30 protein-coding genes are annotated in these 26,545 nt (G+C 55.6%); 17 read left to right on the top strand and 13 right to left on the bottom strand.

Annotation, left to right across the window (positions count from 1 at the left end; translation table 11 throughout):
- Positions 1–10 precede the first annotated feature (10 nt).
- The 3 genes from DS901_RS08935 to DS901_RS08925 are packed head-to-tail and all read left to right on the top strand — an operon-like array spanning position 11 to position 2,219.
- A complete protein-coding gene (locus DS901_RS08935; RefSeq protein ID WP_113776598.1) occupies positions 11–715 on the top strand; it encodes an ABC transporter permease in 705 nt (234 codons plus the stop codon).
- Positions 709–1,425 (top strand): ATP-binding cassette domain-containing protein, encoded by a 717-nt coding sequence (locus DS901_RS08930; RefSeq protein ID WP_113776597.1) that lies wholly within the window; start codon positions 709–711, stop codon positions 1,423–1,425. Before DS901_RS08935 ends, DS901_RS08930 begins: the two co-directional genes overlap by 7 nt.
- A complete protein-coding gene (locus tag DS901_RS08925; RefSeq protein ID WP_113776596.1) occupies positions 1,422–2,219 on the top strand; it encodes a substrate-binding domain-containing protein in 798 nt (265 codons plus the stop codon). Before DS901_RS08930 ends, DS901_RS08925 begins: the two co-directional genes overlap by 4 nt.
- A 43-nt stretch (positions 2,220–2,262) precedes the next feature.
- Here DS901_RS08925 and DS901_RS08920 read toward each other — a convergent pair whose 3' ends face one another.
- From DS901_RS08920 to DS901_RS08900, 5 genes are read right to left on the bottom strand one after another with little or no spacing between them, the layout of a single operon-like run.
- On the bottom strand, positions 2,263–2,766 hold the full coding sequence (locus DS901_RS08920) for a DUF6505 family protein (RefSeq protein ID WP_113776595.1): 504 nt from the start codon (positions 2,764–2,766) through the stop codon (positions 2,263–2,265).
- Complete coding sequence (locus DS901_RS08915; protein WP_113776594.1) at positions 2,763–3,431, bottom strand: biotin/lipoate--protein ligase family protein; 669 nt, start codon at positions 3,429–3,431, stop codon at positions 2,763–2,765. The genes DS901_RS08920 and DS901_RS08915 overlap by 4 nt, the downstream gene beginning before the upstream one ends.
- On the bottom strand, positions 3,428–4,495 hold the full coding sequence (locus DS901_RS08910) for an Mrp/NBP35 family ATP-binding protein (RefSeq protein WP_113776593.1): 1,068 nt from the start codon (positions 4,493–4,495) through the stop codon (positions 3,428–3,430). Before DS901_RS08910 ends, DS901_RS08915 begins: the two co-directional genes overlap by 4 nt.
- The gene (locus DS901_RS08905; protein ID WP_113776592.1) at positions 4,496–4,690 is read right to left on the bottom strand and encodes a DUF6494 family protein; all 195 of its coding nucleotides are present in this window, start codon (positions 4,688–4,690) and stop codon (positions 4,496–4,498) included.
- Between the two features lie 15 nt (positions 4,691–4,705).
- Positions 4,706–6,661 carry a 4Fe-4S binding protein gene (locus tag DS901_RS08900; protein WP_113776591.1) on the bottom strand — a complete coding sequence of 652 codons (1,956 nt, stop codon included), beginning with the start codon at positions 6,659–6,661 and terminating at the stop codon, positions 4,706–4,708.
- Between the two features lie 213 nt (positions 6,662–6,874).
- Here DS901_RS08900 and DS901_RS08895 point away from each other — a divergent pair, with 213 nt between their 5' ends.
- The 10 genes from DS901_RS08895 to DS901_RS08855 all read left to right on the top strand — a co-directional run bounded on the left by DS901_RS08895 (position 6,875) and on the right by DS901_RS08855 (position 16,065).
- The gene (locus tag DS901_RS08895) at positions 6,875–7,408 is read left to right on the top strand and encodes a DUF3305 domain-containing protein (protein ID WP_113776590.1); all 534 of its coding nucleotides are present in this window, start codon (positions 6,875–6,877) and stop codon (positions 7,406–7,408) included.
- On the top strand, positions 7,405–7,971 hold the full coding sequence (locus tag DS901_RS08890; protein WP_113776589.1) for a DUF3306 domain-containing protein: 567 nt from the start codon (positions 7,405–7,407) through the stop codon (positions 7,969–7,971). Before DS901_RS08895 ends, DS901_RS08890 begins: the two co-directional genes overlap by 4 nt.
- Positions 7,968–8,579 (top strand): TorD/DmsD family molecular chaperone, encoded by a 612-nt coding sequence (locus tag DS901_RS08885; protein WP_113776588.1) that lies wholly within the window; start codon positions 7,968–7,970, stop codon positions 8,577–8,579. Before DS901_RS08890 ends, DS901_RS08885 begins: the two co-directional genes overlap by 4 nt.
- 36 nt (positions 8,580–8,615) lie before the next feature.
- Positions 8,616–8,801, top strand: coding sequence for a twin-arginine translocation signal domain-containing protein (locus DS901_RS08880; RefSeq protein ID WP_113776587.1), 186 nt, complete (start codon positions 8,616–8,618; stop codon positions 8,799–8,801).
- Positions 8,802–8,860: 59 nt separating this feature from the next.
- A complete protein-coding gene (locus DS901_RS08875) occupies positions 8,861–11,812 on the top strand; it encodes a formate dehydrogenase subunit alpha (protein WP_113776586.1) in 2,952 nt (983 codons plus the stop codon).
- Positions 11,813–11,823: 11 nt separating this feature from the next.
- The gene (fdh3B, locus tag DS901_RS08870) at positions 11,824–12,417 is read left to right on the top strand and encodes a formate dehydrogenase FDH3 subunit beta (RefSeq protein WP_113776585.1); all 594 of its coding nucleotides are present in this window, start codon (positions 11,824–11,826) and stop codon (positions 12,415–12,417) included.
- A gap of 63 nt (positions 12,418–12,480) precedes the next feature.
- Positions 12,481–13,674, top strand: a complete 1,194-nt coding sequence (locus DS901_RS08865; protein ID WP_404932346.1) for a formate dehydrogenase subunit gamma — start codon at positions 12,481–12,483, stop codon at positions 13,672–13,674.
- A 2-nt stretch (positions 13,675–13,676) separates the two neighbouring features.
- Entirely contained in the window at positions 13,677–13,799 is a 123-nt protein-coding gene (locus tag DS901_RS18965) for a hypothetical protein (protein WP_258546689.1), read from the top strand.
- A 69-nt stretch (positions 13,800–13,868) separates the two neighbouring features.
- Positions 13,869–14,921 (top strand): sugar phosphate isomerase/epimerase family protein, encoded by a 1,053-nt coding sequence (locus tag DS901_RS08860; RefSeq protein ID WP_113776584.1) that lies wholly within the window; start codon positions 13,869–13,871, stop codon positions 14,919–14,921.
- A 1-nt stretch (position 14,922) separates the two neighbouring features.
- On the top strand, positions 14,923–16,065 hold the full coding sequence (locus DS901_RS08855) for a Gfo/Idh/MocA family protein (RefSeq protein ID WP_113776583.1): 1,143 nt from the start codon (positions 14,923–14,925) through the stop codon (positions 16,063–16,065).
- Here the strand turns inward: DS901_RS08855 and DS901_RS08850 are convergent.
- The 4 genes from DS901_RS08850 to DS901_RS08835 are packed head-to-tail and all read right to left on the bottom strand — an operon-like array spanning position 16,054 to position 19,933.
- On the bottom strand, positions 16,054–16,611 hold the full coding sequence (locus tag DS901_RS08850) for a PqiC family protein (RefSeq protein ID WP_113776582.1): 558 nt from the start codon (positions 16,609–16,611) through the stop codon (positions 16,054–16,056). The two genes, DS901_RS08855 and DS901_RS08850, sit on opposite strands and share 12 nt — an antisense overlap.
- Before the next feature lies 1 nt (position 16,612).
- Positions 16,613–18,706: a PqiB family protein gene (locus tag DS901_RS08845; RefSeq protein ID WP_113776581.1), complete on the bottom strand. Its 2,094-nt coding sequence runs from the start codon at positions 18,704–18,706 to the stop codon at positions 16,613–16,615.
- Positions 18,693–19,334, bottom strand: coding sequence for a paraquat-inducible protein A (locus tag DS901_RS08840; RefSeq protein WP_113776580.1), 642 nt, complete (start codon positions 19,332–19,334; stop codon positions 18,693–18,695). Before DS901_RS08840 ends, DS901_RS08845 begins: the two co-directional genes overlap by 14 nt.
- Entirely contained in the window at positions 19,304–19,933 is a 630-nt protein-coding gene (locus tag DS901_RS08835; protein ID WP_258546688.1) for a paraquat-inducible protein A, read from the bottom strand. The genes DS901_RS08840 and DS901_RS08835 overlap by 31 nt, the downstream gene beginning before the upstream one ends.
- Positions 19,934–20,146: 213 nt before the next feature.
- Between DS901_RS08835 and DS901_RS08830 the strand changes: the two genes are divergently transcribed.
- Together DS901_RS08830 and DS901_RS08825 are read left to right on the top strand one after the other, a co-directional pair.
- Complete coding sequence (locus DS901_RS08830; RefSeq protein ID WP_113776643.1) at positions 20,147–20,656, top strand: TRAP transporter small permease; 510 nt, start codon at positions 20,147–20,149, stop codon at positions 20,654–20,656.
- Complete coding sequence (locus DS901_RS08825) at positions 20,649–21,962, top strand: TRAP transporter large permease (protein ID WP_113776642.1); 1,314 nt, start codon at positions 20,649–20,651, stop codon at positions 21,960–21,962. Before DS901_RS08830 ends, DS901_RS08825 begins: the two co-directional genes overlap by 8 nt.
- Here the strand turns inward: DS901_RS08825 and DS901_RS08820 are convergent.
- Positions 21,955–22,593 (bottom strand): sugar transporter, encoded by a 639-nt coding sequence (locus DS901_RS08820; RefSeq protein ID WP_258546687.1) that lies wholly within the window; start codon positions 22,591–22,593, stop codon positions 21,955–21,957. The two genes, DS901_RS08825 and DS901_RS08820, sit on opposite strands and share 8 nt — an antisense overlap.
- Positions 22,594–22,751: 158 nt before the next feature.
- Between DS901_RS08820 and DS901_RS08815 the strand changes: the two genes are divergently transcribed.
- Positions 22,752–23,618 carry a YihY/virulence factor BrkB family protein gene (locus DS901_RS08815; protein ID WP_113776578.1) on the top strand — a complete coding sequence of 289 codons (867 nt, stop codon included), beginning with the start codon at positions 22,752–22,754 and terminating at the stop codon, positions 23,616–23,618.
- Here DS901_RS08815 and kynU read toward each other — a convergent pair.
- From kynU to DS901_RS08800, 3 genes are read right to left on the bottom strand one after another with little or no spacing between them, the layout of a single operon-like run.
- Positions 23,615–24,808, bottom strand: coding sequence for a kynureninase (kynU, locus tag DS901_RS08810; protein WP_113776577.1), 1,194 nt, complete (start codon positions 24,806–24,808; stop codon positions 23,615–23,617). The genes DS901_RS08815 and kynU overlap by 4 nt on opposite strands.
- Positions 24,805–25,152: a DUF1304 domain-containing protein gene (locus DS901_RS08805; protein WP_113776576.1), complete on the bottom strand. Its 348-nt coding sequence runs from the start codon at positions 25,150–25,152 to the stop codon at positions 24,805–24,807. The genes kynU and DS901_RS08805 overlap by 4 nt, the downstream gene beginning before the upstream one ends.
- A 12-nt stretch (positions 25,153–25,164) precedes the next feature.
- Positions 25,165–25,929 carry an SDR family NAD(P)-dependent oxidoreductase gene (locus DS901_RS08800; RefSeq protein WP_113776641.1) on the bottom strand — a complete coding sequence of 255 codons (765 nt, stop codon included), beginning with the start codon at positions 25,927–25,929 and terminating at the stop codon, positions 25,165–25,167.
- A 76-nt stretch (positions 25,930–26,005) separates the two neighbouring features.
- Between DS901_RS08800 and DS901_RS08795 the strand changes: the two genes are divergently transcribed.
- Positions 26,006–26,455 (top strand): methyltransferase family protein, encoded by a 450-nt coding sequence (locus DS901_RS08795; protein WP_113776640.1) that lies wholly within the window; start codon positions 26,006–26,008, stop codon positions 26,453–26,455.
- Positions 26,456–26,545: the final 90 nt, after the last annotated feature.

The raw sequence follows: 26,545 nt of genomic DNA, 5'->3' as shown, positions 1-26,545 counted from the left end.
GTGACATAGCATGGGCGACATATGGGAGGGGATCAGCGCTGGCTTTTGGCTGGTCGTCACTCTCGACCCCGATTTGGTCGAAATCACTTTGATGTCGCTGCGTGTGACGGTGACGGCAACTTTTGTTGCGTCGTGCTTTGCGCTCCCGTTTGGGGCATGGCTTGCAATTCGGCGGTTTCGTTATCGGCGTTTTGTCATTGCGGTTCTCAACGCGCTGATGGGATTGCCGCCAGTTGTCGTCGGCTTGATTGTCTATCTTTTGCTGTCGCGCTCTGGCCCGTTTGGCGTGCTGGGGCTGCTGTTTACGCCCACGGCAATGATTATTGCCCAAGTGATTATCATCACGCCGTTGATCGCGTCGATTGCACATCAGGCGATCCGCGATATTTGGGCGGAATATCATGACCTGCTGATTTCGATGTCCACAAGCAAACGCCAACGGATAGCGACCCTGATTTGGGACGGACGGCGCGCGTTAATGACAGCGGCGTTGGCCGGATTTGGTCGCGCCATTGGCGAGGTGGGTGCAATCATGATTGTCGGAGGAAATATCGATCACGCGACGCGGGTGTTGACCACAGCGATTGCCTTGGAAACCGGCAAAGGAGACTTTTCGTTGGCCCTTGGGCTTGGGTTCGTGTTGATTGCACTTGCCGTGACCGTCAATATCTTGATCCACGCGATTGGACGCACGGAAAGGGACGGCAAATGGTGACGTCGATCTTGCCACTTGTGATGTCGGATGCGGTGGTCAAACGGCGCGCGAAGGTCTTGCTTGGTCCGGTGAATCTGACGATTTCCCAAACCGGGTTCACGATTGTGATGGGGCCAAACGGGGCCGGAAAAACGACGCTGTTACGCAGTTTGCATGGGCTGGAGCGTTTGGCGCAGGGCCGTGCGCAGTGGCAAACGCCGCTAAAAGACGCGCGCCGCCGTCAAGCCTTTGTGTTTCAGTCGCCGATTGTGTTGCGCCGCAGCGTTTTGGAGAACCTGACCTATCCGCTACGGCTCCGAGGCACCGAAAAGGGTAGGGCCACCGCGCTTGCGCGGGACTGGGCGCAACGTGTGGGGCTAGGAGATGCATTGGATAACCCCGCGCCACAGCTTTCGGGGGGCGAAAAACAAAAACTCGCCTTGGCGCGTGCGTTGATCACACAGCCTGATATTGTTTTTTTGGACGAACCTTGCGCCAATCTGGACGGGCGTGCCACTCGTGAGATTGAAGATGTTTTGCAAGCTTCAAATGCCGCTGGTACAAGGATCGTCATGGCAACCCATAACATCGGACAAGCTAAAAGGCTTGCTTTGGACGTTGTGTTTCTTTTACGCGGTAAAATCGTTGAGCAAAGCCCAGCAGGGGCATTTTTTGAAGAACCAAAAACGCCGCAAGCCGCGGCCCTACTCAGAGGAGATATTGTCGAATGATCCGAATAATAGCTTGTGTTCTCGCAATGACCGGAACCACTGTAAGCGCCGAAAACCTTAAGGTGGCGGTGACAACCTCGTTTCATAACTCGGGGCTTTCTGACATCTTACTGCCTGCAATTGCCGAGGATACCGGGATCGATGTGCAGTTGTTGGTGGTGGGCACGGGGCAAGCTCTGCGCTTGGGCGAAGCAGGCGATGTGGACGCGATTTTGGTGCATTCGCGCGCGTCCGAAGAGGCGTTTATCGCGAATGGCTATGGCACGCACCGTCGCGAGATCATGTATAATGATTTCGTATTTATCGGGCCGAATGCAGATCCGGCTGCTGTGTCTGACGCTGCAAGCGCCGCTGATGCGCTGACCCGCATAGCACAGACCGAAGCAATTTTTGTTAGCCGTGGCGATGACAGCGGCACCCATAAAAAAGAGCTTTCGCTGTGGGATGCCGCTGATGTGGCGCGCGGCGGCGATTGGTATCGACCTGTTGGGGCGGGCATGGGCGCTGCATTGAACACGGCCGCGGGCATGGATGCCTATATCATTGCCGACCGCGCAAGCTGGCTGAACTTTGGGAACAAAGCTGATCTGGACCTGTTGTTTGCAGGCGACCCCGTGCTGTTCAACCAATACGCCTATATTCCAGTTGACCCGGCACTGCATCCACATGTGAAAAACGATGTCGCGCTGGCGCTTGAAGACTGGCTGACCGGAGAGCATGCTGCGATGCTAATCAATGGCTATACGATCAATGGCGAGACCTTGTTTACCTTCAATGCCGAAACAGGGTCGTAAGAATGGGGCGATCACATTGAGCCGAATGTGATCGCACTGGCCCTCAATGCTGGTGCGGATCGTCGTCGAGCGATCCGTGGATTGCAAATTGATCAAGCCCAGCGGATTGGGGGGGCACCAACCGGTAGCTTTCTTTGACGCCCGCATCGGTCAATTCCCGGCTTACCATCAACAATGTATTGGCGTCTTGATCCGCACAAAGCGCTGACATCTGCGCGATTTCTTCTTGGGCTACGCCGGTTGCCGCGGCAATATCGGGCGCGCCGTAATGACTGACAAAATGCGCGGCAAGCGCGTGGGTCAAAGCCGCCAGTTCACCCTTTTCAATCTTAGTGATTGCGACAACGGTCGCCCGGCCGAAGGTCTCTAGCCCTAGCCAGCCATTTGCAAACGCCTGCCTAGCCTTGCCAGATAGATCACCTTGCGACCAATTCGAAAATTCAAACCCGCCTGAAATACACCATTCGCCTGTGCGTGCAGGCGTGTGAAAAATCATTTGATCGCTTTCGTCAAAATGAATTGCGCGGGCAAAATAGCTGTCGGTCATGCGGGCTCCAGCAAGGTTGTGAGCGGGGTAAGAGTGGTTGCATCATCTGATTTACGTAGCAGGCCAAGGTCAGGATCAAGCCCCAGATCAGCCTCATCTTTGTGCCACAAACCGGTAAAGGCGCTGTGGATCGCGCGCGGGCCGTCGTCGGACCAGTGGTTCACCCAGATCAACGTGTGCCGCGCCCATGCTGCAACCAGATCGGCTGCCGCGATATCACTGCAACCTTCGTCATAAAGCGCGGTCACATCTGGCGTGTCACCCGGAACTGCATTCGCAGACCAAAGCGGCAAATTTAGCGAGATAATCAACCAATCGGGCAGGGCGTCAGGGGCATGGGTACTGGCCGCGGCTGTCAGGGCGCCGCAGCCCGCGCCATTCACCATCAATCTGCCGTCCCATTTCAAATGGACCGCGACCTCTGGCGGAGCGAGCGCGCCAAGCGCATTCTGAAACCCAATCCCGCAGACGGGCAAAATCGCCATCGCTTGGGCTAGCGGCACTTCGGGGGCAAAGATGATCGCCGCCCGAAGCTCTGCGCCAGAGAGGTTATAAACCAATGTGCCTGCATCGCAGCCCGCGCGCGCCATACGTTCGGCGACTGCGCTGGGCTGCTCAACTGTTGCAACCCCGTGAAACAATGGTGGCAAAAGCAGCCCGGTCATGCCGCCCCGTCAGCGATCAATTGGCGCGCGACGGAGCGAAACGCTTGGGCTGCGGGGCTATCGGGTTTTGATGTCACAATGGGCGCCCCCCCATCCGCCGCCAAGCGGATATCAAGATGCAAGGGCAGTTCTGCCAGCAAAGGCACATTCAGTTTTGCCGCCTCTGCGGTCACGCCGCCATGTCCAAACGTATGTTCCTCATGGCCGCAGCTAGAACAGATATGTGTGCTCATGTTCTCGATCATGCCAATGATTGGCGTACCGAGTTGTTGAAACATATCAATACCTTTGCGCGCATCAAGCAAGGCTACGTCTTGCGGCGTCGAGACGATAATCGCGCCTGACAGATCAAACTTTTGGGCAAGCGTCATTTGTACATCGCCCGTGCCTGGTGGCAGGTCAACGATCAACACATCCAGCGCCCCCCATTGCACCTGTGTCATCATCTGTTGCAAGGCGCCCATCAGCATTGGCCCACGCCAGACGACGGCCTGATCGTCATTTTGCATCAACCCAATCGACATCATCGTGACGCCGTGGTTGCGCATTGGTAAAATGGTCTTGCCATCAGGCGAGGCGGGCCGGCCAGAGACACCCAGCATGCGTGGCTGCGATGGCCCGTATACATCAGCGTCAAGCAGTCCAACGCGCCGCCCTTCGGCGGCAAGCGCACAGGCCAGATTGGCCGAGACCGTCGATTTTCCGACCCCGCCTTTGCCCGATGCAATGGCCACGATCCGGTCGATGCCGGGCACTTTTTGTGGGCCTTTCGGCGCTGCTGGTTTGCTTAGCTTCAAATCCGGCGGGGTGGCGGGGGCGCTATGCGCGGTCATCACAGCAGAGACCGCGCCAATGCCCGGCATTGCTTCAAGCGCGGCTTGGGCAGCGGCGCGTACCGGCTCCATTTGGGACGCCAAGGTGGGTGCCACTTCGAAAACAAAACGCACATTTCCCGCGTCAACGGACAACGCGCGCACAAGGCCCGCAGCCATGATATCATCGCCTGAAACCGGGTCTGTAATCGTCTTGAGGGTCGCAATCACTGCGTCGCGTGTGATGCTCACTTACGTGTCCTGCCCGGTAATTGTTCCAGTGACGACATGTTCAAGATCAAGATCATCAATGCGTAATACGACCTTGGCTTCAAACGTTTTCCCGGCGGTCTCGGCTTCGCGCATCGCGGTCTCAATCGCTTGTTGGGAGGTCACCCCAACCTGTTTGAGAAACTTACGCATTGACATGTTGAAATCATCGCTCATTGGTGGTGGTCCTTGTTAATGGTCGCGGCGCTTTGACAGGTAGTCATCGGTGGTGCGCACGGCAGGGCGGTCGGCCGCAGTAAACGGGTTATCGGTCGCGTGATACTGCGCCTGAATGCGGCAGCTGTCACACATTTGGATCATTTTGGCGGTGTCGGGATTGGCGAACATTGCGTGCTTGCCCGCAAGCTTTTCCGTGATCTTTTCGATCGTGGATTTGACCCCAAACAGGCTGCCACAGGTGATACAAGCAAAGGGTTCCTCTTCGTTCAGCACGACCTGTGCTAGCGCACTATCGGTCAGGTTCATTCGCGGCTCAAGCGTGATCGCGTTTTCGGGGCAGATGTTGCTGCACAGCCCACATTGAAGACAGGCGTCTTCTTGAAACCTGAGCTGTGGCATATCTGGGTTGTCGGCCAGCGCCCCTGATGGGCACAAAGAAACGCATGATAGGCATAATGTGCAGGCATCCGCATCGACCAAAACTGCGCCATAGGGGGCGGTATCGGGCAGCGGGATGATTGCGTTAGTTTGTAAGGCTTTGGTCGCGGTGCGGGCGACTTGCCGACGGGTGCCAAGAGGCAAAATAGGGCTGACAATCGCAGCAGACGCCTGCGCTGCATATAGATAATCAGATAGCGCATCCGGGTCAGCCATATCCAATAGCGACACTGCACGTCCACTAAGCGCTGTTGCCAAGGCCGCTTCTTGCGCGATGGTGTCCTGGTCGGATTTTGGCCCCACCAGCACCAGTAGATCTGCAAAACCGGCCCCAAAAGCGGCAAGCATTTCGGCATGGCCAAAACCCGCGAGCGCCGAGAGATCCATCGGGATCACATCCGCAGGCAACCCCCGGCCAAACCGCGCGGCGAGCGCGATCATCTCGGTTCCGTAAGTGTCGTCATGGACCAAAAGGCGTGGGTTTTCACCGCCAGCGTTGCGAAACGTACGCGCGAGCGTTTCAATATGTCGGAAAATGGCATCCGCGGCAGGGGCATCATAGGCAATCGCCCCCGATGGGCAAAGCGCGGCGCAGGCCCCGCAACCCGCACAGATCAGCGGATCAATCGCCACATGATCGCCAGCAGAGGTGATCGCGCCAGTGGGGCAGGCGTCCAGACAATTACTACAGGCGGCTTTTTCTGCGCGTGAATGGGCGCACAAGCTGGGCTCCAATTGCACATAAAGCGGCTTTTCAAACGTCCCAACCATCTGCGCGGCATCAAAGATGGCCTTGGCCACGGAGGGCGCATGTTTGGGGTCGGCCCGCAGATACCCATCTCGCTTTTCCGGGGCAGGGAACAGTGGCGGATTGCCTGTCAGGTCTAGAATGATGTCGCATTGTGACGTGGCCCCATCTTGTTGTTCGGTGAATGCAACTATGCCACGCCCACCTGGATCGCGTGTCTGGAACGCATTGATTTGGATCGTGAAATTGGCAAAGCTACCGCGGGCGCTGTGCAGCTGCCCCTTGATCACATCAAATGTATCTTGCGGCGTTGACCCGCTGTCATCGGTTAGCAAAAGCGTTATGCTTAGCGCATCGGATAACTGTTCAGCTGCTGCCATGGCGGCAGCCCCCGCGCCGATGATGAGACACTGCCCCTGTGACGTGATGTCGCGCAGCTTAGGCTTGGGTTGGGGTAAAACGGCGGCTGCGGCGAGCGCCGCCATTTTGGCCGTTGCATCGCCGTTTTCAATGCCCCAGCCAGCCCGGTCGCGCAGGTCAAAACATTGTGGTTCTTGTACCCCAATATCAAAGGCAAGCTCTTCAAAACGCGGCTGTTCTTGCGCACAAGCGATAAGCGCATCTCCGGTTCGCAATGCCTTTGCGGCGCTGTTAATTTCGTGTGTGCACAGCGCGGTATGGACGCGCGAACAGCCTAATCCCGTCGCGTTCGAAATCGCCGCCGCATCAATTTTTTGACTGCCCAAACAATCGCATAAAATCAAATGTTTACCTTTGGTCATTGCCGCTACTATTCCCGGAATTGCGTCGCCTGAATAGGTGTAACTTAGGCGCGGCTGGGACCTGAATGAAACCCCCAAAATGGACTTGTGCTATGCTGCATTGCGGCATAAGTCGGTGATAATAGTACTTTTTTTGTAATAGGTTTTGGTGCAGTCTAGGGTAAGATTCTGGAGAAGGCAGCTTTGATCCGCAACCCACATCAGTTTCAATCAATGCCACTGGGTGTTGTCGTGCGGCGCAGTCCGGGCGCGACGCGTTGGGCGAAATGGGCATGGCGCGCCGTGGCTGTTATGCCGGGCGCGGGCCCTGCTGACTGGATACAGCTACGCGGTCAAGATGATACAACTGATTTTCATGCGGCCACTGTCCCACTCGAATTGCACGGTGCCGATTGTGAGGCCTATCTGACAGGCCTGGCTGACAAAGCCCCTGCGATTTATGTGGTGATGCGGGAAAGCGATGACACTGATCATCCGTTTTATATAAAACTCGCAACCGCTTCGCCCTATGAGGCGCAAGATTACGCGGACAATGGTGATGATATCGTCGAAAAAATCATGATGCCGGCAGGTGTGATTGCATGGGTACGTGATTTCGCAAAAGCACATTTCGAAGAAGAAGTATTTATCAAGCGCCGCCGGGATCGGGCGCAGATCGATGGTGCTGATAACGGTATTGGTGATGCGCGGATCACGCAGCTTACGGATGTTTATCGCGCGCCGACCCGCAAGGGAGAGCCCGCATGACCGAAGACTTCTGGACCCGTCGCAAAGCGCAGGTCGCTGCCGAAGCACAGGCCGTTGCCATAGAAGAGCACGCCGCGCCGGAGCCCGATTTTTCTGAGATGTCTGATGCAGAGGTCTTGGCTGCGCTCGAACTTCCCGATCCGGATCAATTGGTTGCAGGAGATGACATCAAAGGTTTCATGCTCAAGAACGTACCTGACCATTTGCGCCGCCGTGCGCTGCGTAAGCTGTGGCGGCTCAACCCCGTTCTCGCCAATGTTGATGGTTTGGTCGATTACGGGCAGGATTTCACTGATAATGCGATGGTTGTTGATGGTTTGCAGACGGCCTATCAGGTCGGCAAGGGCATGATGGCGCATCTCGAAAAACTGACAGGGTCTACGACGCTCTTAGAGTCGGATGAAGCCGCCGAAGAAGAGATTTCTGATGCCGCGATAGCGCTAGTCGAGGCGGAAACTCTGGCGCTAGACCCAGTTGAAAGTGTTGCAGAAGCCGCGGTTGAAACCAGCGCCCCGCCACGCCGCCGGATGCGGTTCGATATCGCACAAGAGGCCGCCGTATGACCGCAGTTGACACGCAAATTGTGATTGATGCCGAAGATCGCCTCCGCGCGGATCTTTATAATTTTCTAGGGCTACTCTTGTCGGGGCCACCTGATGAGATGCTTTTGGTGCAATCTGCGGCGCTTGCAGGGGATGATACAGATCTAGGGCAGGCGATTACGCAATTGGCGCAGGTTGCCCGGGTGACTAAACCAAAGGCAGTGACCCGCGAGTTCAACGCCTTGTTTATTGGGCTGGGACGGGGTGAACTACTGCCGTTTGCCAGCTACTATCTGACCGGGTTTTTGAACGAAAAACCATTGGCCGCTTTGCGTGCAGACATGACAGGGCGTGGCATCGCGCGCGCGCCAAATGTCTATGAACCCGAAGACAATATCGCGTCCTTGATGGAAATGATGGGCGGGCTCATTGTTGGCCGCTTTACCGGCGGGGCCGCTGATTTGGACGCGCAGAAGGCGTTTTTTAACAAACACGTGGGATCATGGGCCGGGCATTTCTTTGACGATCTCGCCGCGGCCAAGAATTCGGTTTTCTATGCGTCCGTGGGCGCAGTTGGCCGCGCATTTATAGATATTGAACGCGAAGCGTTTCGGATGATTGCGGATTAATCCACGCAAGAAGAATTGAGAAGGGGAGACACTCTGATGACAACGACCAAAGAGGGCGGCAGCAGCCGTCGCGATTTTCTAAAACTTGGGGTGGTAGCGCCCGCTGCCGCCGCGGTGGCCGTGTCAGGCACGGAAGTTGCGGCTCAGCCGGTTGATCCCACATCCAACAAAATTCAAGACACGGCGCATACGCGTGCCTATTTCGAAAGCGCCCGCTTCTAAAGGACGTTCACCACTAACCCAGCAAGCCCAGATTTTGGCGCCAGCAAGGGAGACAAGACATGCTTAGGAAAAAGACCACAAGCGCAGGCCACCGCGCGGGATTTCAAACCCCATCCACCAAAGGGGCAATCGACAGGCGTACATTTTTGCGTGGGTCGGGCCTGACCATTGGTGGTTTGACCGCCATTGCCGCAACAGGCGGCACCGTGACCGCCGCCAACGCCCAAGAGGCCGTTGCTGGCGCGGTTGAAACCATTAAATCGGTCTGCACGCACTGTTCGGTCGGATGTACCGTCTTGGCCGAGGTCGATAACGGCGTTTGGATCGGGCAAGAACCCGCATGGGATAGCCCCTTTAATCTTGGTGCGCATTGCGCCAAAGGGGCCGCGGTCCGTGAACACGCCCATGGTGAACGCCGCCTGCGCTATCCAATGAAGCGTGAAAACGGCGAATGGGTCCGCCTGAGCTGGGAGCAAGCCATCGATGAAATCGGCGATGGCATGATGAATATCCGCAACGAGAGCGGCCCTGACAGTGTTTATTGGCTCGGTTCCGCCAAGCATAGCAACGAACAAGCCTATCTGTTCCGTAAGTTCGCAGCCTACTGGGGCAGTAATAACGTCGATCACCAAGCGCGAATTTGTCACTCTACGACTGTTTCTGGCGTTGCGAATACCTGGGGCTACGGCGCCATGACCAACAGCTTTAACGATATGCATCTTGCCAAGGCGATCTTTATCATCGGTGGCAACCCGGCCGAAGCACACCCTGTGTCGCTCCAGCATATTTTGAAAGCCAAAGAACAAAACAATGCGCCGCTGATCGTGTGTGATCCGCGCTTTACGCGCACAGCAGCCCATGCTGACGAATATGTACGCCTGCGTCCCGGCACCGATGTCGCATTGGTATGGGGCATCTTGTGGCATATTTTTGAAAATAGCTGGGAAGACGCTGAATTCATCCGCACCCGCGTTTGGGGCATGGATCAGATCCGCGAAGAAGTATCGCGCTGGACGCCAGATGAGGTCGAGCGTGTGACAGGTGTTCCCGGAGAACAGCTGCGCCGCGTTGCGTATACATTGGTTAATAACCGCCCTGGCACTGTCGTTTGGTGCATGGGTGGCACACAACACACCACAGGTAACAATAACACGCGTGCTTATTGTGTGCTTCAGCTTGCGTTGGGCAATATGGGCACCTCTGGCGGCGGCACGAACATTTTCCGTGGCCATGACAACGTGCAAGGCGCGACCGATCTTGGCGTGTTGTCACATACGCTGCCTGGGTATTACGGGCTAGCCGAAGGGGCTTGGAAACACTGGGCACGCGTCTGGGATGAAGACTACGACTGGTTGAAAGGCCAGTTCGGTTCTAAGGACCTTATGGAATCGACAGGTATTCCGGTGTCCCGTTGGATCGATGGTGTTTTGGAAGACGCCGATAACATCGACCAACCCAATAATGTTCGCGCGATGGTTCTGTGGGGGCATGCGCCCAATTCGCAAACACGTCAAAAAGAAATGAAAACGGCGATGGAAAAGCTGGATATGCTGGTCGTCGTGGACCCCTATCCAACTGTGTCAGCCGTGCTGCAAGACCGTGAAGATGGCGTCTATCTGTTGCCAGCATGTACGCAGTTCGAAACCCGTGGTTCAGTCACCGCGTCTAACCGATCAATCCAATGGCGTGATAAAGTTGTTGAACCGCTGTTCGAAAGCCAACCAGATCACGTAATTATTGCGAAATTCGCGCGTAAATTCGGCTTTGCTGATCGGTTGTTCCGCAATATCGAAATGGAAGACGCGGAAACACCTAATATCGAAAGCGTCACCCGTGAATTTAACGGTGGCATGTGGACAGTCGGCTATACTGGACAAAGCCCAGAACGCATCAAGCTGCATATGGAAAACCAGCACACATTTGATCGCACGACATTGCAGGCCATTGGAGGACCTGCTGATGGGGATTATTACGGGTTGCCGTGGCCGTGTTGGGGCACACCAGAGATGAACCACCCCGGTACGCCGAATCTTTATGACATGAGCAAACCAGTGTCCAAAGGCGGCCTGACATTCCGCGCCCGCTTTGGCGTGGAACGTGATGGGGACAATCTGCTGGCCGAAGGTGTTTATTCAGCCGGGTCCGAGATCACGGATGGTTACCCTGAATTCACTATGCAGATGCTGATTGACTTGGGCTGGGATAGTGACCTGACAGATGCTGAAAAACGCACGATTGGCTATATCGCTGGTGTTGAAGGCATGTCTGCGACGAATGGAACGCAAGAAGAGGTTGGTGAAGCAGGGATGTCTCCGTTCCCATCTGATTATGATGGCCGCGTCTCCGCCGTAAATTGGAAAACCGACCTTTCTGGCGGCATCCAACGTGTTGCAATCAAACACGAATGTGCGCCGTTCGGTAACGCCAAGGCGCGTGCCGTGGTTTGGACGTTCCCCGATCCGGTGCCAGTGCACCGCGAACCGCTTTATTCGGCACGTCGTGATCTGGTGGCGGATTATCCGACCTATGAGGACCGGAAATTCTACCGCCTGCCGACGCTGTATAAGTCGATCCAAGAAAACGACTTTTCGCAAGATTATCCAATCGTGCTGACCTCTGGTCGCTTGGTTGAATATGAAGGTGGCGGTGATGAAACCCGGTCGAACCCTTGGTTGGCCGAGCTTCAGCAAGACATGTTCGTCGAGATCAATCCGCGTGACGCCAATAACCTTGGGGTGCGTGATGGTGCGCAGGTCTGGGTCGAAGGCCCCGAAGGAGGCAAGGTCAAAGTGATGGCCATGGTCACCGAACGGGTCGGGTCAGGCGTCGCGTTCATGCCTTTCCACTTTGGCGGCCACATGGAAGGCGAAGACCTACGGGACAAATACCCAGATGGTGCTGACCCGTATGTTTTGGGTGAAAGCACAAACACCGCGCAAACCTATGGCTATGATTCAGTGACCCAGATGCAAGAGACCAAAGCGACCCTCTGCAAAATCTGGTCAGCGTAAGGAGAAGTATAATGGCAAGAGCAAAGTTCCTGTGCGACGCCGAACGCTGCATCGAATGCAACGCCTGTGTCACCGCATGTAAGAATGAACACGAGGTCCCATGGGGCATCAACCGCCGCAAGGTGGTCACCATCAATGATGGCAAACCGGGTGAGCGATCAATCTCGGTCGCCTGTATGCATTGTTCGGATGCGCCTTGTATGGCCGTCTGCCCCGTTGACTGCTTTTATCAAAGCGAAGACGGGATCGTGTTGCATTCCAAAGACTTGTGCATTGGCTGTGGCTATTGTTTCTACGCGTGTCCCTTTGGCGCGCCGCAATATCCGCAAGCGGGCAACTTTGGATCACGCGGCAAGATGGACAAATGTACCTTCTGCGCTGGCGGCCCCGAAGAAAACCACAGCACGGCCGAATTCGCCAAATACGGTCGCAACCGGATCGCCGAAGGCAAGCTGCCGATCTGCGCCGAGATGTGTTCGACCAAGGCGCTGTTGGCGGGTGACGGCGATATGGTGTCATCGATCTACCGCGAACGCGTTGTGGCGCGCGGCTTTGGGTCAGGAGCTTGGGGCTGGGGTACAGCCTATGAGCAAAAAGGCGGCTAACGTCTGTTGATCGGGGCGGTGGTGGCACCGCCCTTTTACCGTATTTACTATAGGGGCAAGGGTTTGATCCGCGCATATTTTGCAAGTCTTATCATATGCTTATTTGCGCTTGGCGCACAAGCACAAGATGTATCGACGCCTGATCGCAGTGCAACCGGCGGGGCGCAAACCCTTGCTGACATTATGGCCCGTCAAGACGCACAGGCTGTTGATGATGCGTTCCGCTCTGAAAATACAGGCGACCCAAGTGTCAATGCGGATAGCCGCCAAGCGCTGGGCACACGTGGCGGTCAATCCGACCCCGATCTGTGGCGTGCATTGCGTTATGATAGTGCCGACGTCACGACACAATCGCGTAGCCCAGCAAGCGATGTGTTGATCCAAGACAGCGGGATGTGGTGGCTGACCTTCCGTGAGGGGCCGCTTTTGACCTATGGTGGCTTTCTTTTGCTCGGGACGCTGGCTTTGCTCGGTCTGTTTTATTTACTGCGTGGCCGCATTCGGATTGATGGAGCGAAGACCGGGCGCACAGTTACACGGTTCAAATCGATTGAACGCTTTGCTCATTGGCTGATGGGGGGGGCGTTCGTTTTGCTTGGAATTACCGGTCTGGTGTCGTTGTTTGGGCGCAAATTCATCATTCCTACATTTGGGCATGACAGTTTTGCACTGGTCGCGTTAGCCTCAAAATGGGTGCATAACAACGTATCTTGGGCGTTTATGATCGGGCTGATCATGGTGTTTTTCATGTGGGTTCTTGAAAATATTCCCAACAAACATGACCTGCGGTGGATCGCCGTGGGTGGCGGCCTGATGTCAAAGGGTGTACATCCGCCGGCCAAGAAATTCAACGCAGGCCAAAAGGTGATCTTTTGGTCGGTCATTCTGTTCGGGGCGTCGATCTCTGTCTCAGGGCTGTCGCTGCTGTTTCCGTTCGAGCTGCCAATGTTCGCCAAAACATTTACCATCTTGAATGCAACTGGGCTGCCACAAATGCTCGGGTTTGATCTACCCATGACACTAACGCCGCAGGCCGAAATGCAATATGCGCAGCTTTGGCACGCGATTATGGCATTTATTCTGATGGCGATTGTGATTGCGCATATCTATATCGGATCGGTCGGTATGGAAGGCGCTTATGATGCAATGGGCAGCGGCGAGGTCGAAGAGCAATGGGCGCGCGAGCACCATTCGCTTTGGCTCGCAGAGGTGCAAGCCAAACAACCCGATACACCCCCAGCACAATCGGAAAGATAGCCATGAAAACAATGCTTTTGGCCTTCGCTGCAACTGCTGTTATTGCCGTCATAGCCTACTATGGTTTGCACGCCGCGGGTTTTGCATCTGATAGCGCTACCGCCAGCCCGGCGGTGCGCTTGTAACCTAACGTAATTTTACGCTGGCACCATTCTTCGAAATCGATATAGTTTTCTCAATTCAGGGAGGATTATATGAAAACGATTAAAGGACCCGCGCTGTTCTTAGCGCAGTTTGCAGGGGATGAAGCGCCGTTCAATACTTGGGATGGTATTACAAAATGGGCCGCCGATTGCGGCTATAAGGGCGTGCAAGTGCCTAGCTGGGATGGCCGGTTTATTGATTTGGCCAAAGCCGCCAGTTCCAAAGACTACTGCGATGAATTTAAGGGCCAAGCCGCTGCAAACGGTGTTGAGGTGACCGAATTGTCCACCCACCTGCAAGGGCAGTTGGTTGCTGTAAACCCAGCATTCGACACAGCGTTTGACGGCTTTGCCGATCCATCCGTGCAGGGCAATCCCGCCGCGCGTCAGGTTTGGGCAGTCGATCAGGTTAAGAAGGCACTGTCAGCGTCTAAGAATATGGGATTGACCGAAATGGCGTCATTCTCGGGTGCCTTGGCTTGGCCTTACGTATACCCTTGGCCACAGCGCCCCGAAGGTTTGATCGACGCGGCATTTGATGAATTGGCGGCACGCTGGCGCCCGATTTTGGATCATGCCGAAGATTGCGGCGTGGATGTGTGCTATGAAATTCACCCGGGCGAGGACCTGCATGATGGCGTCACGTTTGAGATGTTCCTTGAACGCCTTGATGGCCATGCACGCTGTAATATGCTTTATGATCCGTCGCATTATGTGCTGCAGTGCCTTGATTACATTGACAACATCGACATCTACAAAGACCGGATCAAAATGTTCCACGTCAAAGACGCTGAATTCAACCCAACCGGACGTCAAGGTGTCTATGGCGGCTATCAGTCCTGGGTGGATCGCGCGGGACGCTTCCGTAGCCTTGGCGATGGTCAGGTCGATTTTGCAGCGATTTTTGCAAAAATGGCGGCCAATGATTTCGCCGGTTGGGCTGTTGTTGAATGGGAATGTTGCCTGAAGCACCCCGAAGATGGCGCACGCGAAGGCGCGCAGTTTGTCAAAGACCACATTATTCGCGTAACAGAACGCGCCTTTGATGATTTTGCTGGTGGTGAAATTGATCACGCGGCGAACCGCAAAATGTTGGGGCTGTAAGATGACACAACGACCAATTCGACTGGGCATGGTAGGGGGCGGCAACGACGCCTTTATCGGCGGGGTTCACCGGATCGCTTCGCGTATTGACGGGCGGTTTCAACTGGTGGCGGGCGCCTTGTCCTCCACCCCCGAAAAAGCGCAAGCGTCAGGGGACGCACTGGGCCTTGCGCCGGATCGGACCTATGATGACTTTAAGGCAATGGCGATCCGCGAGGCCCGTCTAAAAGATGGGATCGAAGCTGTCGCAATCGTGACCACAAACCATGTGCATTACGCAGCTGCGCGCGAATTCTTAAAGCGTGGCATTCACGTGATTTGCGATAAACCGCTGACATCCACCATGGCCGACGCCAAAAAATTGGCGAAGGCTGCGGATGACAGTGACGCGCTATTCGTGTTGACCCATAATTACACGGGCTACCCAATGATGCGTCAAGCGCGTGAAATGGTGGCAAATGGGGATCTGGGTAATATCCGTTTGGTGCAGGTGGAATATGTCCAAGATTGGCTGACCCAGCATGTAGATGCCAAACAAGCCGAATGGCGCACAGACCCTGCGCGCTCTGGTCTTGGGGGATCGACAGGGGATATCGGGACACATGCGTTTAACCTTGCTAGCTTTGTCAGTGGGTTGACCTTGGATACGCTCAGCGCTGATTTGCAGTCGTTTGTTCCGGGCCGTGCCTTAGACGACAACGCGCATGTCATGATGCGATATGAGGGCGGTGCGCGTGGGACATTGTGGTGTTCACAAGTGGCACCCGGCAATGAAAACGGTCTGCGCTTGCGCATCTATGGCGACAAAGGCGGCATCGAATGGGGGCAAGAAAACCCAAACCAGCTGTGGTTCACACCTTTTGGCGAACCTAAGCGTTTATTGACCCGAGGCGGTGCAGGGACGGGGACGGCTGCTGAACGTGTGACACGCATTCCCCCGGGCCACCCAGAAGGCTATCTTGAGGGATTTGCGACGATCTATAACGAGGCCGCCGAAGCTATCGGAGCGCATCGTGATGGCAAGCAGGTCAGCAAAGATGTGCTTTACCCAACGATTGAAGACGGGCTGCAAGGCATGCGTTTTGTTGACGCCTGTGTACGGTCGTCGAAACGCGATGCCGCATGGGTCAAACTAGCGGGCTAGCGTTTGCGCGATGTCTTCTGAAAGAACCAGTAGCGCGGCCGCTTGGGCGGTTGCGATGCTGGACAACGACTGATCTTGCATCGGCTGGCTGATGGCAAAACGATGTGCACTATTGCGGAAACTGATCCCGTCACCACCGACAAAAAACTGACCTGCCAGACGAAACTGCCCGTCGGCACCCGCCAACATTTGCGTCACGCGAATATCAATCGCGACATCGGGCAGGCCGACAAAGGGCCAAGGGTCGGGCCCCACATCGGTGTTCAAAATATCGCCCAAAGTATCCGAAATCACCAGCGTCACGGCGCGCTCAGGGTCATCCGCCCAAAGCACTGCTTCATTCGATGTGATCAGCCCGGTGTCGGTTTCAAACGCGATTTCTTCGGCGGCGGCATAAGTCGGCAGGGACACTGTGCGCACCATTGCGCTGCCAACCAGCGGGCGTAGTTCCATCGCGGATGGCGCAGGTGTCAAGGCCAGCCGGTCGGTTGGCGCGCCACAGGCTGACATCGCGGTAAAGGCCAGAAATGTAATCTTTTTCAGCATATTAACGTCCTGTCAGCAAAGAATTCGGGTTGCGTTGAATAGTACGCGCCAAGGCCGTCAGCGCATCGGCGGCAGATTGGATATCGCGCAGTGTCGCCATAGTTTCGGCGTTAAATCGGGACCGTTCGCCATAGCTTGTAATAACCGCTTGGGTCTGGGCGACAAGGCTGTTGGCGCGGGTCGACAGTTCCGGCAGGCCAGCAACCGCTTCTTCGACGGCCTGTGCGGCCTCATTCGCCGATGCCAGCGCCGCATTGACGTTTTCAATCGCCCCACCTTCACGGACCTCAGCCAAGAACCCGCGCATTTCATCAAGTGCGGCGTTCAGCGTGCCGGGCAAGTCCTTTGTGTCGTCGCTGGCGATCAGCGCGTCAATGGAATCAAGCGTGCTGTTCACCGATGCGACCAGCGCTTCTAATTCAAGCGCGTTGGCTTTCGCGGTCAGGGCCTCAATATTGGCTGTAATCTGCGGCAGGTTTTGCGTGGCTTCTTGGATGCTGGCAACGGTCTGCCCGGCACTGGCGACAACGCCGTCAATGTCGCCAACAAGGTCCAATTCGTTCGCGCGGGCGACGATGGCATCCAATTCGGCGATCACTTCGCGCAGATCAGTTGGCACGCTTTGCAGGTCTTCGTTGGCAATCAACGCCCGGCTTTCGTCCAAAAGGGCGACAAGCGATTCTGGTGCGGCACGGGTGTTTTCATCATTGGCGAGCCGCTCGAGACTATCCATTAAGTCGATTGCCCCATCCATGAGTTCTTCGACTGGTAGCGCGTTGATCCGCGCCAATACACCTTCGGCAGTGGCCGTTACGTCGGAAATCTGCGAATCCGTTGTTGGGATAACTGGATAGGGGCCCTCGGTTAGGGTCATGATGGCGGGCAGAGCATCTTCGACTTGTGCAAGTTCAATGAGCAAAGTGCCTGATAGGATGTTGCCTGTGACCATACGGGCGCGCAAGCCGCGCGCGACAAAATCAGATAGGAGGGCGCTTGCATCTTCGACCGTTGACCCTTCGGGCATCCCAAGGCGCGAAGGTTCGATACCAAGCACGGCTTGCAGCCTCACTTGTGCCGTATCACCTTCGCCGACGACGATGGCGCTCATCTCTGTGACTTCGCCGACACGGATGCCTTGAAAGCGCACCTCTGCACCGGCGATCAAACCGCTAACAGATTCCTCGAACAGTACCGCGACCTCAAGCAATTCGGCGTCAGGGTCGGTGAACAGGCTGTCGCGCGCGGTTTGTTCATCGTAGAAAATGGAAAACTGATGTCCGTCTTCTACGGGCGATCCGCCTGAAACGATGGTGTCAAAGGCAACGCCACCTTCGATCAGGGACGCAATGGAATTCACATCAAGCGATACCCCTCCCGTCCCAAAGGACACGGAAAACCCGGACGTGTCCCAAAACCGGGTGCTTGTGGTAATCCGGCGGTCATAGGGGCTTTCGATAAAGGCAGAGACAAGAATCTCGCTGCCATCAAAGTTGAGTTCGGGTGTTTCAAGATACCCGACCTCGATTCCCTTGTGTAGGACCGGTGCGCCAGCAGAAACTGTACTGCCATCGGTTGTACGTAGATAAATTCGGGTGCCGTGTTGCCCGGCAAGCGTCAGAATGGGTGCTTCAAGCCCGGTAAATTCATTCTGCGCGACATCGGCTTCGGTGTCCCAGTTCCCCTGAATATAGACGCCCGACAAAACGGTATCGAGCCCAGTAATCCCGCGCACAGAAACGTCTGGCCGCACCACCCAAAACACGGCGTCATCATCAAGATAGGGGGCGACCTCTTTGTCGATACGCGCATGCACCAGCACATCGCCAAGGCCGGGGGCAAATTCAACGGTTTCAACTGTGCCTACAACTACATCGCGGTATTTGATGTCCGTTTCGCCCGCCGCAACACCTGCCGCATTCTCAAAACTAATGATGATTTCTGTGCCGCGTTCAGAATAGTTTTTCCAGGCCGCCCAAAGTGAGACAGCAAGCGCCAAAACAGGGACAAGCCACACCAACGAAACCCGCTGCCAAAGCGGTCGTTTGACTGGGCGCACATCAAGGCGCGCGGGGCCGGGGGAGTTAGTGTCCGTCATTATTTGTCCTGTCGACATCCCAAATGAGGCGCGAGTCAAAACTTTGCGCTGAGAGCATTGTAAAAATCACTGATAGCGCAAAGCTCAGGGCAGCGATACCGGGGTTAATTGTGGCGACCGTGTTCAGCTGAACCAATGCCGATAGGATCGCAACAACAAAAACGTCGATCATCGACCAACGCCCAATAAATTCAACAACTTCATATGCTTTATGGCGTTCATGTTGATTGTCGGACGATCTGTTGTGGACGCTCAACGCAAGGTAAATAATTGCCACAAACTTGCCGATAGGGATCATGACAGAGGCAACAAAAACGATGAGTGCGATGCCGAATGATCCATGATGGATCAGATCGACCACGCCGCCGACAATTGTGCTTTCAGTATGCTCTACAAGGGTATTGGTCAGCAGCATCGGGTAAATATTGGCTGGGATATAGGCGATCATGCCCGCAATCAGCAATGCCCAGACCTTTTGCAGGCTTTGGGTGTCGCGGCTACGCAACGGCCCATCGCAGCGTTTGCAATAGGCGGTATTGATCGCATGAACCTGACCACAGCGCTGACAGGCGACAAGCCCGGCCTCGCGGGCAGTGATCAATCCGGCCGATGGTCCAGTGCTTCCCAAATCGAATACCTACAAATTATTTGATCTTTAAGAACGGTGACAATCACCACCCCCGCAAATGCCCAAAATGCGGGGCCGACGGTTACCGCGGCAAGCCCTGCGACTTTGATAAGGGCCACGGTGACACCAACGATAAAAATTTCTGCCATGCTCCATGGGCGCAGCCGCTCTGCCAGTCCAAAGGCGTGTTTTGCGCCAGCGTGCGGGCGTTGATCCCGCGCGAGCGGTCCAAGCGCGTAAATCAGCGCGCCCAACCGCATCAGCGGGATCACGATGATAAAGAACGCCACAGCAACGGCAAGCGGGAACGCATAGCCATCATTAAACGCGAGCACCGCGTCAATGACCGAAGTTGTGTTGTGCAACCCATTGGCGTCAAGCGATAAAAACGGAAAGCTGATCGCCGCGATCAACATCACAAATGCAGTCATTGCAAGGCTCAGAATGCGCGCAATGGACGCCGATTGCGCCGTCATCATCACCGCGCCGCAGCGCTGGCAGTAAGCGCGCGCATTTTCTGGCAGGTCTTGGGCCACATGCAATGTATCGCATTGGTGGCACGCGACCAAATCATCCAATGGGGGCAGCGGTTGCGGCAAGGTGAACGCATTCCTGACAATTGATGGGGGGCTTGCCCCCCGGTGAGCGCGAAGCTATCGCATGAGATGTAAATAGGTTAGAGACCTTGTCCAAACAACACAACAAGCCGAGAAGTTACGTAATGGTGACGATATTTCGCCGATCTGTGCTAAATTGTGCATATCTGTAGCCCCATGACAGCCCATAAAATCATTCATTTTTGCGCAAAGACGATGGCCTTTTTTGGGGGGGGTGCTCTTTGTGCGGTGATCACCGCCGTATGCATCAGCGTCGCCGGCCGCGAGGCGGCAGATTTGGCCAACTCAGGGTTCCTCGGGGGGGGAGGCGATTGGTTCTTGGACCAAGGTCTTGGCCCAATCTTGGGCGATTTTGAACTTGTCGAGGCTGGCACGGCCTTTGCGATTTTCGCATTTTTGCCGATCACGCAACTGTCGGGCGCACATGCGCGGGTGGATGTGTTTACCGCCCGGTTTTCCGACAAAGCCCAGCGGTGGATCGATGCGTTTTGGGCCATTGTCATGTTGCTGGTAATGCTGTTGATCACATCGCGGCTGTTTGCAGGGCTGCAAGACAAGCACCGTTATGGTGACACAACCTATCTGATCCAGTTTCCGATCTGGTGGGCCTATGTGGCCTGCTTTGGTGCGGCGATTGTTGCCTGCTGTGTCAGCGCCTATTGCGCGGCGCTGCAGCTTATTGGAAAGCCTACAAATGCTGAGTGATCTTGCCCTTGGTTACCTGTCGTTTCCGATGCTTTTGGTGCTGATATTCTTACGCGCCCCGATCGGCTTAGCGATGCTGATCTGCGGCATAGGTGGGCTATATTTCGCGACGGATGGCACGACCGTGTTCATGGCGCGCCTGAAATCAGAGGTTTATTCGACCTTTTCAAACTATAATCTGTCGATCATCCCGATGTTCCTCTTGATGGGGCAATTCGCGACGCTTTCGGGCATGTCGCAGGCGTTGTTTCGCGCCGCACAAGCCGGGCTTGGGCACCGCAGGGGCGGGATGGCGATGGCTGCCGTCGGGGCTTGCGCGGGGTTCGGCGCGATATGCGGATCGTCGCTTGCGACTGCCGCGACGATGAGCAGGGTTGCCCTGCCTGAGTTGCGTGAATTCGGCTACGCAGGCGGGTTTTCGACAGCGACATTGGCGGCGGGTGGCACATTGGGGATTTTGATCCCGCCTTCGGTCATTTTGGTCATCTACGCGATGCTGACCGACCAAAACATTGCAAAACTATTTGCCGCAGCAATCATTCCCGGCATTTTGGCGGCCCTTGGATATATGATCACCATCGCGATCTACGTGCGGCGTCATCCGGACGCGGCGGGCACGCAAGCCCCCATGCCATACGGCGCGCGCGTCAAAGCGTTTATCGCCGTGTGGCCCGTGATAGCGGTGTTCGGGTTGGTGGTGGGCGGCATTTATCGAGGTTGGTTTACCCCAACCGAAGGCGCCGCTGTTGGGGCGGCGGGCACAGGGGTAATTGCGCTTACTTCAGGCACGCTTAACTGGACCGCGCTACGCGACGCAATTTTGCAAACGGCAACAGGCAGCGGGATGATCTTTTTCATCGTGTTGGGGGCGGCATTCTATAATGGGTTTCTGGCACTTACACATGTGCCGCAAGAATTGTCGATTTGGGTAACTTCGCAAGGGTTCAGCCCGTGGGTGGTGATGATCTTGATATTGCTCAGCTATCTGATCTTGGGCTGCTTGATGGATAGCCTGTCGATGATTTTGTTGACAGTGCCGATATTATGGCCGGTGATTAGCGGGTTAGATTTCGGCATGACAACTGAGCAGGTCGCGATTTGGTTCGGGATTATTGTTTTGATCGTGGTCGAGGTCGGGTTGATCACCCCGCCGGTGGGGATGAACCTATTTATCATCAATAATATGGACCGCGACACGCCGATAACGGCGACTTACCGTGCGGTGCTTTATTTTGTCTGTTCCGACATTATCCGCGTTACGCTGCTTTTGCTGTTTCCGGCAATTACGCTGGTTTGGATTAATTGACTGCGGGTTGCCCATTCAGCGTAAAGTCGCAGGCAAGCGCGTGATCAATGACGCGCTGCGCATTGGGGATGTCGTTGCCTTCGGCGCGGCGGGTGGCGACCATACGGGTGTGGTTTAAGCTAAGCCAGCGGTGGATCAGCCGCGCGCGCAGTTCAGGCATCGCGACTTCAAGCCGGGCGGTCACATCCCATAGCGGGGATAAATCGCGCCATGGGGCTTCATCAAACATCAGGTAATTGCCTTCGACGATGACAAATTGCGTGTCCGCCGGAATTCTAATAGCCCCGCCAATCGACAGGTCGCGGGTGCGGTCAAACCGTGGGGCGTAAACATCACGGCCGGATTTCAGGGCGCGGATCAGGCGAATAAACCCATCCGCGTCAAATGTTTCAGGCGCCCCCTTGCGCAGGCCAAGCCCCATATCCGCAAGCACAGCATTATCAAGATGAAACCCATCCATTTCCACAACAACCGCCGAACGGCGCTGCGCGATCAGACGGCGGGCAAGCTCAGCGGCAAGCGTTGACTTCCCGCAAGCGGGCGCGCCGGTAATTGCAACGATCTGGCGTGCGTCACCGCTTTGCAAAAGGTGATCCGCCAGCGTGTTAATATGCTGATTCAGAGTGTCCAAAATATGTTGCCTGCTCTTGGGCTTTGCGCCGCTTTTGTTTAGCCTAACCCGAAGCTTGCGCGCTGGCGAATGAAATTTGCGTGCGTAGATTTGCTTCGTGGCAATCATGCACCTGATGTTTTAGGTGTGGTTAAATGCAAAAAGGGTGGATACCGAGAATGTCGAAGCTCATACGTGTGTGGCGCGTGCTTTATGCCGTTTGGGACATGGCCGGAAAAAAGCACCTTGGGTTGATCGCAGCCGGGGTCGCGTTTTTTGGTATTTTCGGAATTTTTCCGGGCATCGCCGCAGTGATCGCGATCTTTGGGCTTCTTGCTGATCCGTTGGTGATTTCGGAACAGCTCGTCTTGATGCAAGATATTATTCCGCCGGACGCCTACCGTCTATTGTCGACGCAAATCAATCGGTTGGTCTTGGCCCCTCCTGAAAAGCTGGGATGGGCGACTTTGGTTTCGATCGTTTTGGCCCTGTGGTCATGCCGCGCGGGCGTTGGCGCGCTGATTGGCGGGTTGAATGCAATTGCAGGGCAACGCCAACGCAACGGGATTTTGCAAATGCTAATCGCCTTTGCGCTGACAATTGCGCTGGTGTCATTGGCGCTTGTCGCGTTGACAGCCGTTGTGATCTTGCCAATCGTTTTGGCGTTTGTGCCTGTCGCAGCTTCCACGGCGTGGTTTGTCGAAGGTGCGCGTTGGCTCATCGCACTAAGCGTTCTGATGATGGGGCTTAGTCTGCTGTATCGCTTTGGCCCGGCGCGTATTGGCCCACGAGGGCGTTGGATGACTGTAGGTGCATTTGTGGTTGTGATCTTGTGGGTTGCGGCATCGTTTGGCCTGTCGTTCTATCTGACGAATTTTGCCAGCTACAACGAGGTTTACGGATCAATTGGTGCCGTCATTGTCTTGCTGCTTTGGCTTTATGTCACGGCCTATTTGATCTTGCTTGGGGCCGCGTTGAATGTGCAGGTCCACGGCTACGACGTGCCGCCATCTGGTGGGGATACATCGTTCTTAGACGAAACCTAGGTCACAGCCGCACGGGTCTGATAGATCGGATCATCCCAAAGCCGGTTTTGCATGACATCCGCGACAATGCTGATTGCGCGATCCACATCGCCCGCGTCAATAAACAGCGGGGTAAAGCCAAACCGCATGATATCCGGCGCGCGAAAATCGCCGATCAGCCCGCGTGCGATACAGGCTTGCATTGCTGCATATCCCTGATCAAAGCGGAACGAGACTTGGCTGCCGCGCTGGGCCGGGTCGCGCGGGCTGGCAAGTGCAAGCATGGGGCAGACGGCCTCAATCCCTGTGATAAACTGCTCGGACAGGGCGACGGATGCCGCGCGTAGCGCGTGCATGTCGACCTTATCCCAGATATCAAGTGCGGCTTCCAAAGCAGCCATCTGCAGAACCGGTGGTGTGCCGACGCGCATGCGTTCTATCCCGGTGCCGGGCCGGTAATCTAGATCAAAGGCAAAGGGCGCTTCATGCCCCAACCACCCTGAGAGTGCAGGTTGGCAGGTGCCAATATGGTGCGGCGCGACATAGATAAATGCGGGCGCACCGGGGCCGCCGTTAAGGTATTTATAGGTGCAGCCAACGGCGAAATCGGCTTTGCATCCCGCCACATCTACGGGCAGCGCGCCTGCTGAATGGGCGAGATCCCAAACAGTCCCCGCGCCGACACTATGCGCTTTGGCGGTCAGCGCCTTCATGTTATGCATGCGCCCGGTGCGATAATCGACCTGTGTCAGCATGACGACGGCAACCTCGGGTGTGATGGCATCGGCGATGTCTTCGGGGGCAATAACGCGCAATTCATGCCCGCGATCCAGTGATTTGATCAACCCTTCGGCCATATAGATGTCAGACGGAAAATTGCCGTTATCTGTCAAGATTACTTTGCGATTAGGCACAAGATCAACGGCAGCGGCCAAGGCTTGGTAAACCTTGACCGATAACGTATCGCCCAGCACGACATGCCCGGGTGCTGCCCCGATTAAGCGACCGATGCGATCACCGAGTGCGGTCGGTTGCGCCATCCATCCGGCCTTGTTCCAGCCGGTGATCAGCATCTGCCCCCATTCACCTGCAACCGTTTGCGCGACACGCGCCTTGGCTGCGGTGGGCAAAGGCCCAAGCGAATTCCCGTCGAGGTATATCATCCCGTCAGGCAAATCGAATTGGGCCTTTGTTCTTGCAAAATCTGTCATAGGTGCGCGGCCATCGCCAATAAGGCCAATGCGGCTGGGATCGATTGCGCATAAAGCGCAGATTTAATGCCCGTCGCAAACCCGACGATACCCGCAACAAGCACGCATACGACGCTGAAAAGTGTGAGTTGGGGCATCCCAAACGCCACCCCAACAAGAATACCCGCCACCAAGAATAGATTATAAAGACCTTGGTTGATCGCAAGGGTTGTCGTTTGGGTCGCTAATTCTTGTGAAAGACCAAACACACGCAAACCACGCGGTTTATCCCAAAACTTGATTTCAAGAACGGCAATGTAGACGTGGATCAAGGCCACGATCAGTACGAGAATTGTTGATAGCATTGTATTATCCTTCTACGGGCAGGTTTGACCGCCCGAAATTTCAAGTGTTTGCCCGTTAACACTCCGCGCACCTTCGCTACACAGCCATAGCGCACCTGCGGCGATTTCATCCACCCCAAGCAAAGTGTTGTGACGGTTTCCAGCGGAAAAAATAGCGGTTGCCGCGTCTTTTGTCATGTCGAATTTTTCTTGCATGCCAATGATTTGGTCACGCACGATGTCTGTGTCGACGTAACCGGGGCACAGCGCGTTAAACGTGACTGGTCCGCCCATATATTCCTCGGACAACCCACGCATCAGGCCGATCACCCCGTGCTTGCTGGCCGTGTAGGTGACGCCATTCTTAAGCCCACGCACCCCAGCGATTGAACTGACACCAATCATACGCCCAGGCATGCCGTCTGGTAGGGTTTTCAGCGCGGCTTGCAAGGTTAAAAATACGCCGTCGAGATTGGTGGACATGATGTTGCGCCAGTCTGCCATGCTGGTTTTGGCAAACGATTGGGCCGTTGCGATGCCTGCATTGGCGACGCAAATTTGGACGGGGCCACGCGCCATGGCCGCTTCTGCGATTCCGTCGCGCACGGATGCTTCGTTGTTGACGTCCATAACAAGCGGATGCAGTTGCGGGTTGCTTGCAGCAAGATCGTTTAACGGGCCTTCGCGGCGTCCTGTAATCGTGACCTTGGCCCCGGCCTGCGCCAGTGCGACCGCAATTGCTGCCCCAATGCCGGTGCCGCCACCCGTTACAAGCGCATGTTTTCCTTGGTGTGTCAAAATGACCTCCGTTTTGACCCAGCGTATCTGTTGATGAGAGATGGACAAGCGAAAACACGCAGGGCAAACTCAGCGCATGAAATGGATGAATATACCCCCGGTCTGGTTAGGGCTTGCGGCTATCTTTGCATGGGGCATTGTACAAGTGCAGCCGCTTGCACTGCGTTTCGGTGGGCCGGTGCCGGATTTACTGGGTGGTTTGCTTGTTGGCGCAGGGATTGTCATGATGTTGCTCGCCTTTGTCGAAATGCGCAAGCAGCACACAACGATTGTGCCGCACCGCGATGCGAGCCGGCTTGTGACCACAGGGATTTTTCGGCGGTCGCGCAACCCAATATATCTCGGAGATTTACTCGTGCTTGCCGGGCTTTGCCTGCGTTGGGACGCGCCAATTGCGCTGGTCATGGTCGGATTGTTGCAGGCCACATTAACGCAACTTTTTATCATTCCAGAGGAGGATAGGTTGCGGCGCAAGTTCCGTGCGGAATTCGCACGTTACTGCCAAAATACACGGCGTTGGCTATAGTTGGGGACGCATCACAAAAGGAAAACAGAGGTCGGGAGTTGTGGTATACTAGTCTACCATGTAACAAGCCGCCGACCGCTGACTGATAAA

The organism is Loktanella sp. D2R18 (assembly GCF_003318235.1).
Taxonomy (GTDB): domain Bacteria; phylum Pseudomonadota; class Alphaproteobacteria; order Rhodobacterales; family Rhodobacteraceae; genus Yoonia.
This window is presented reverse-complemented; position numbering and strand designations above follow the sequence as displayed.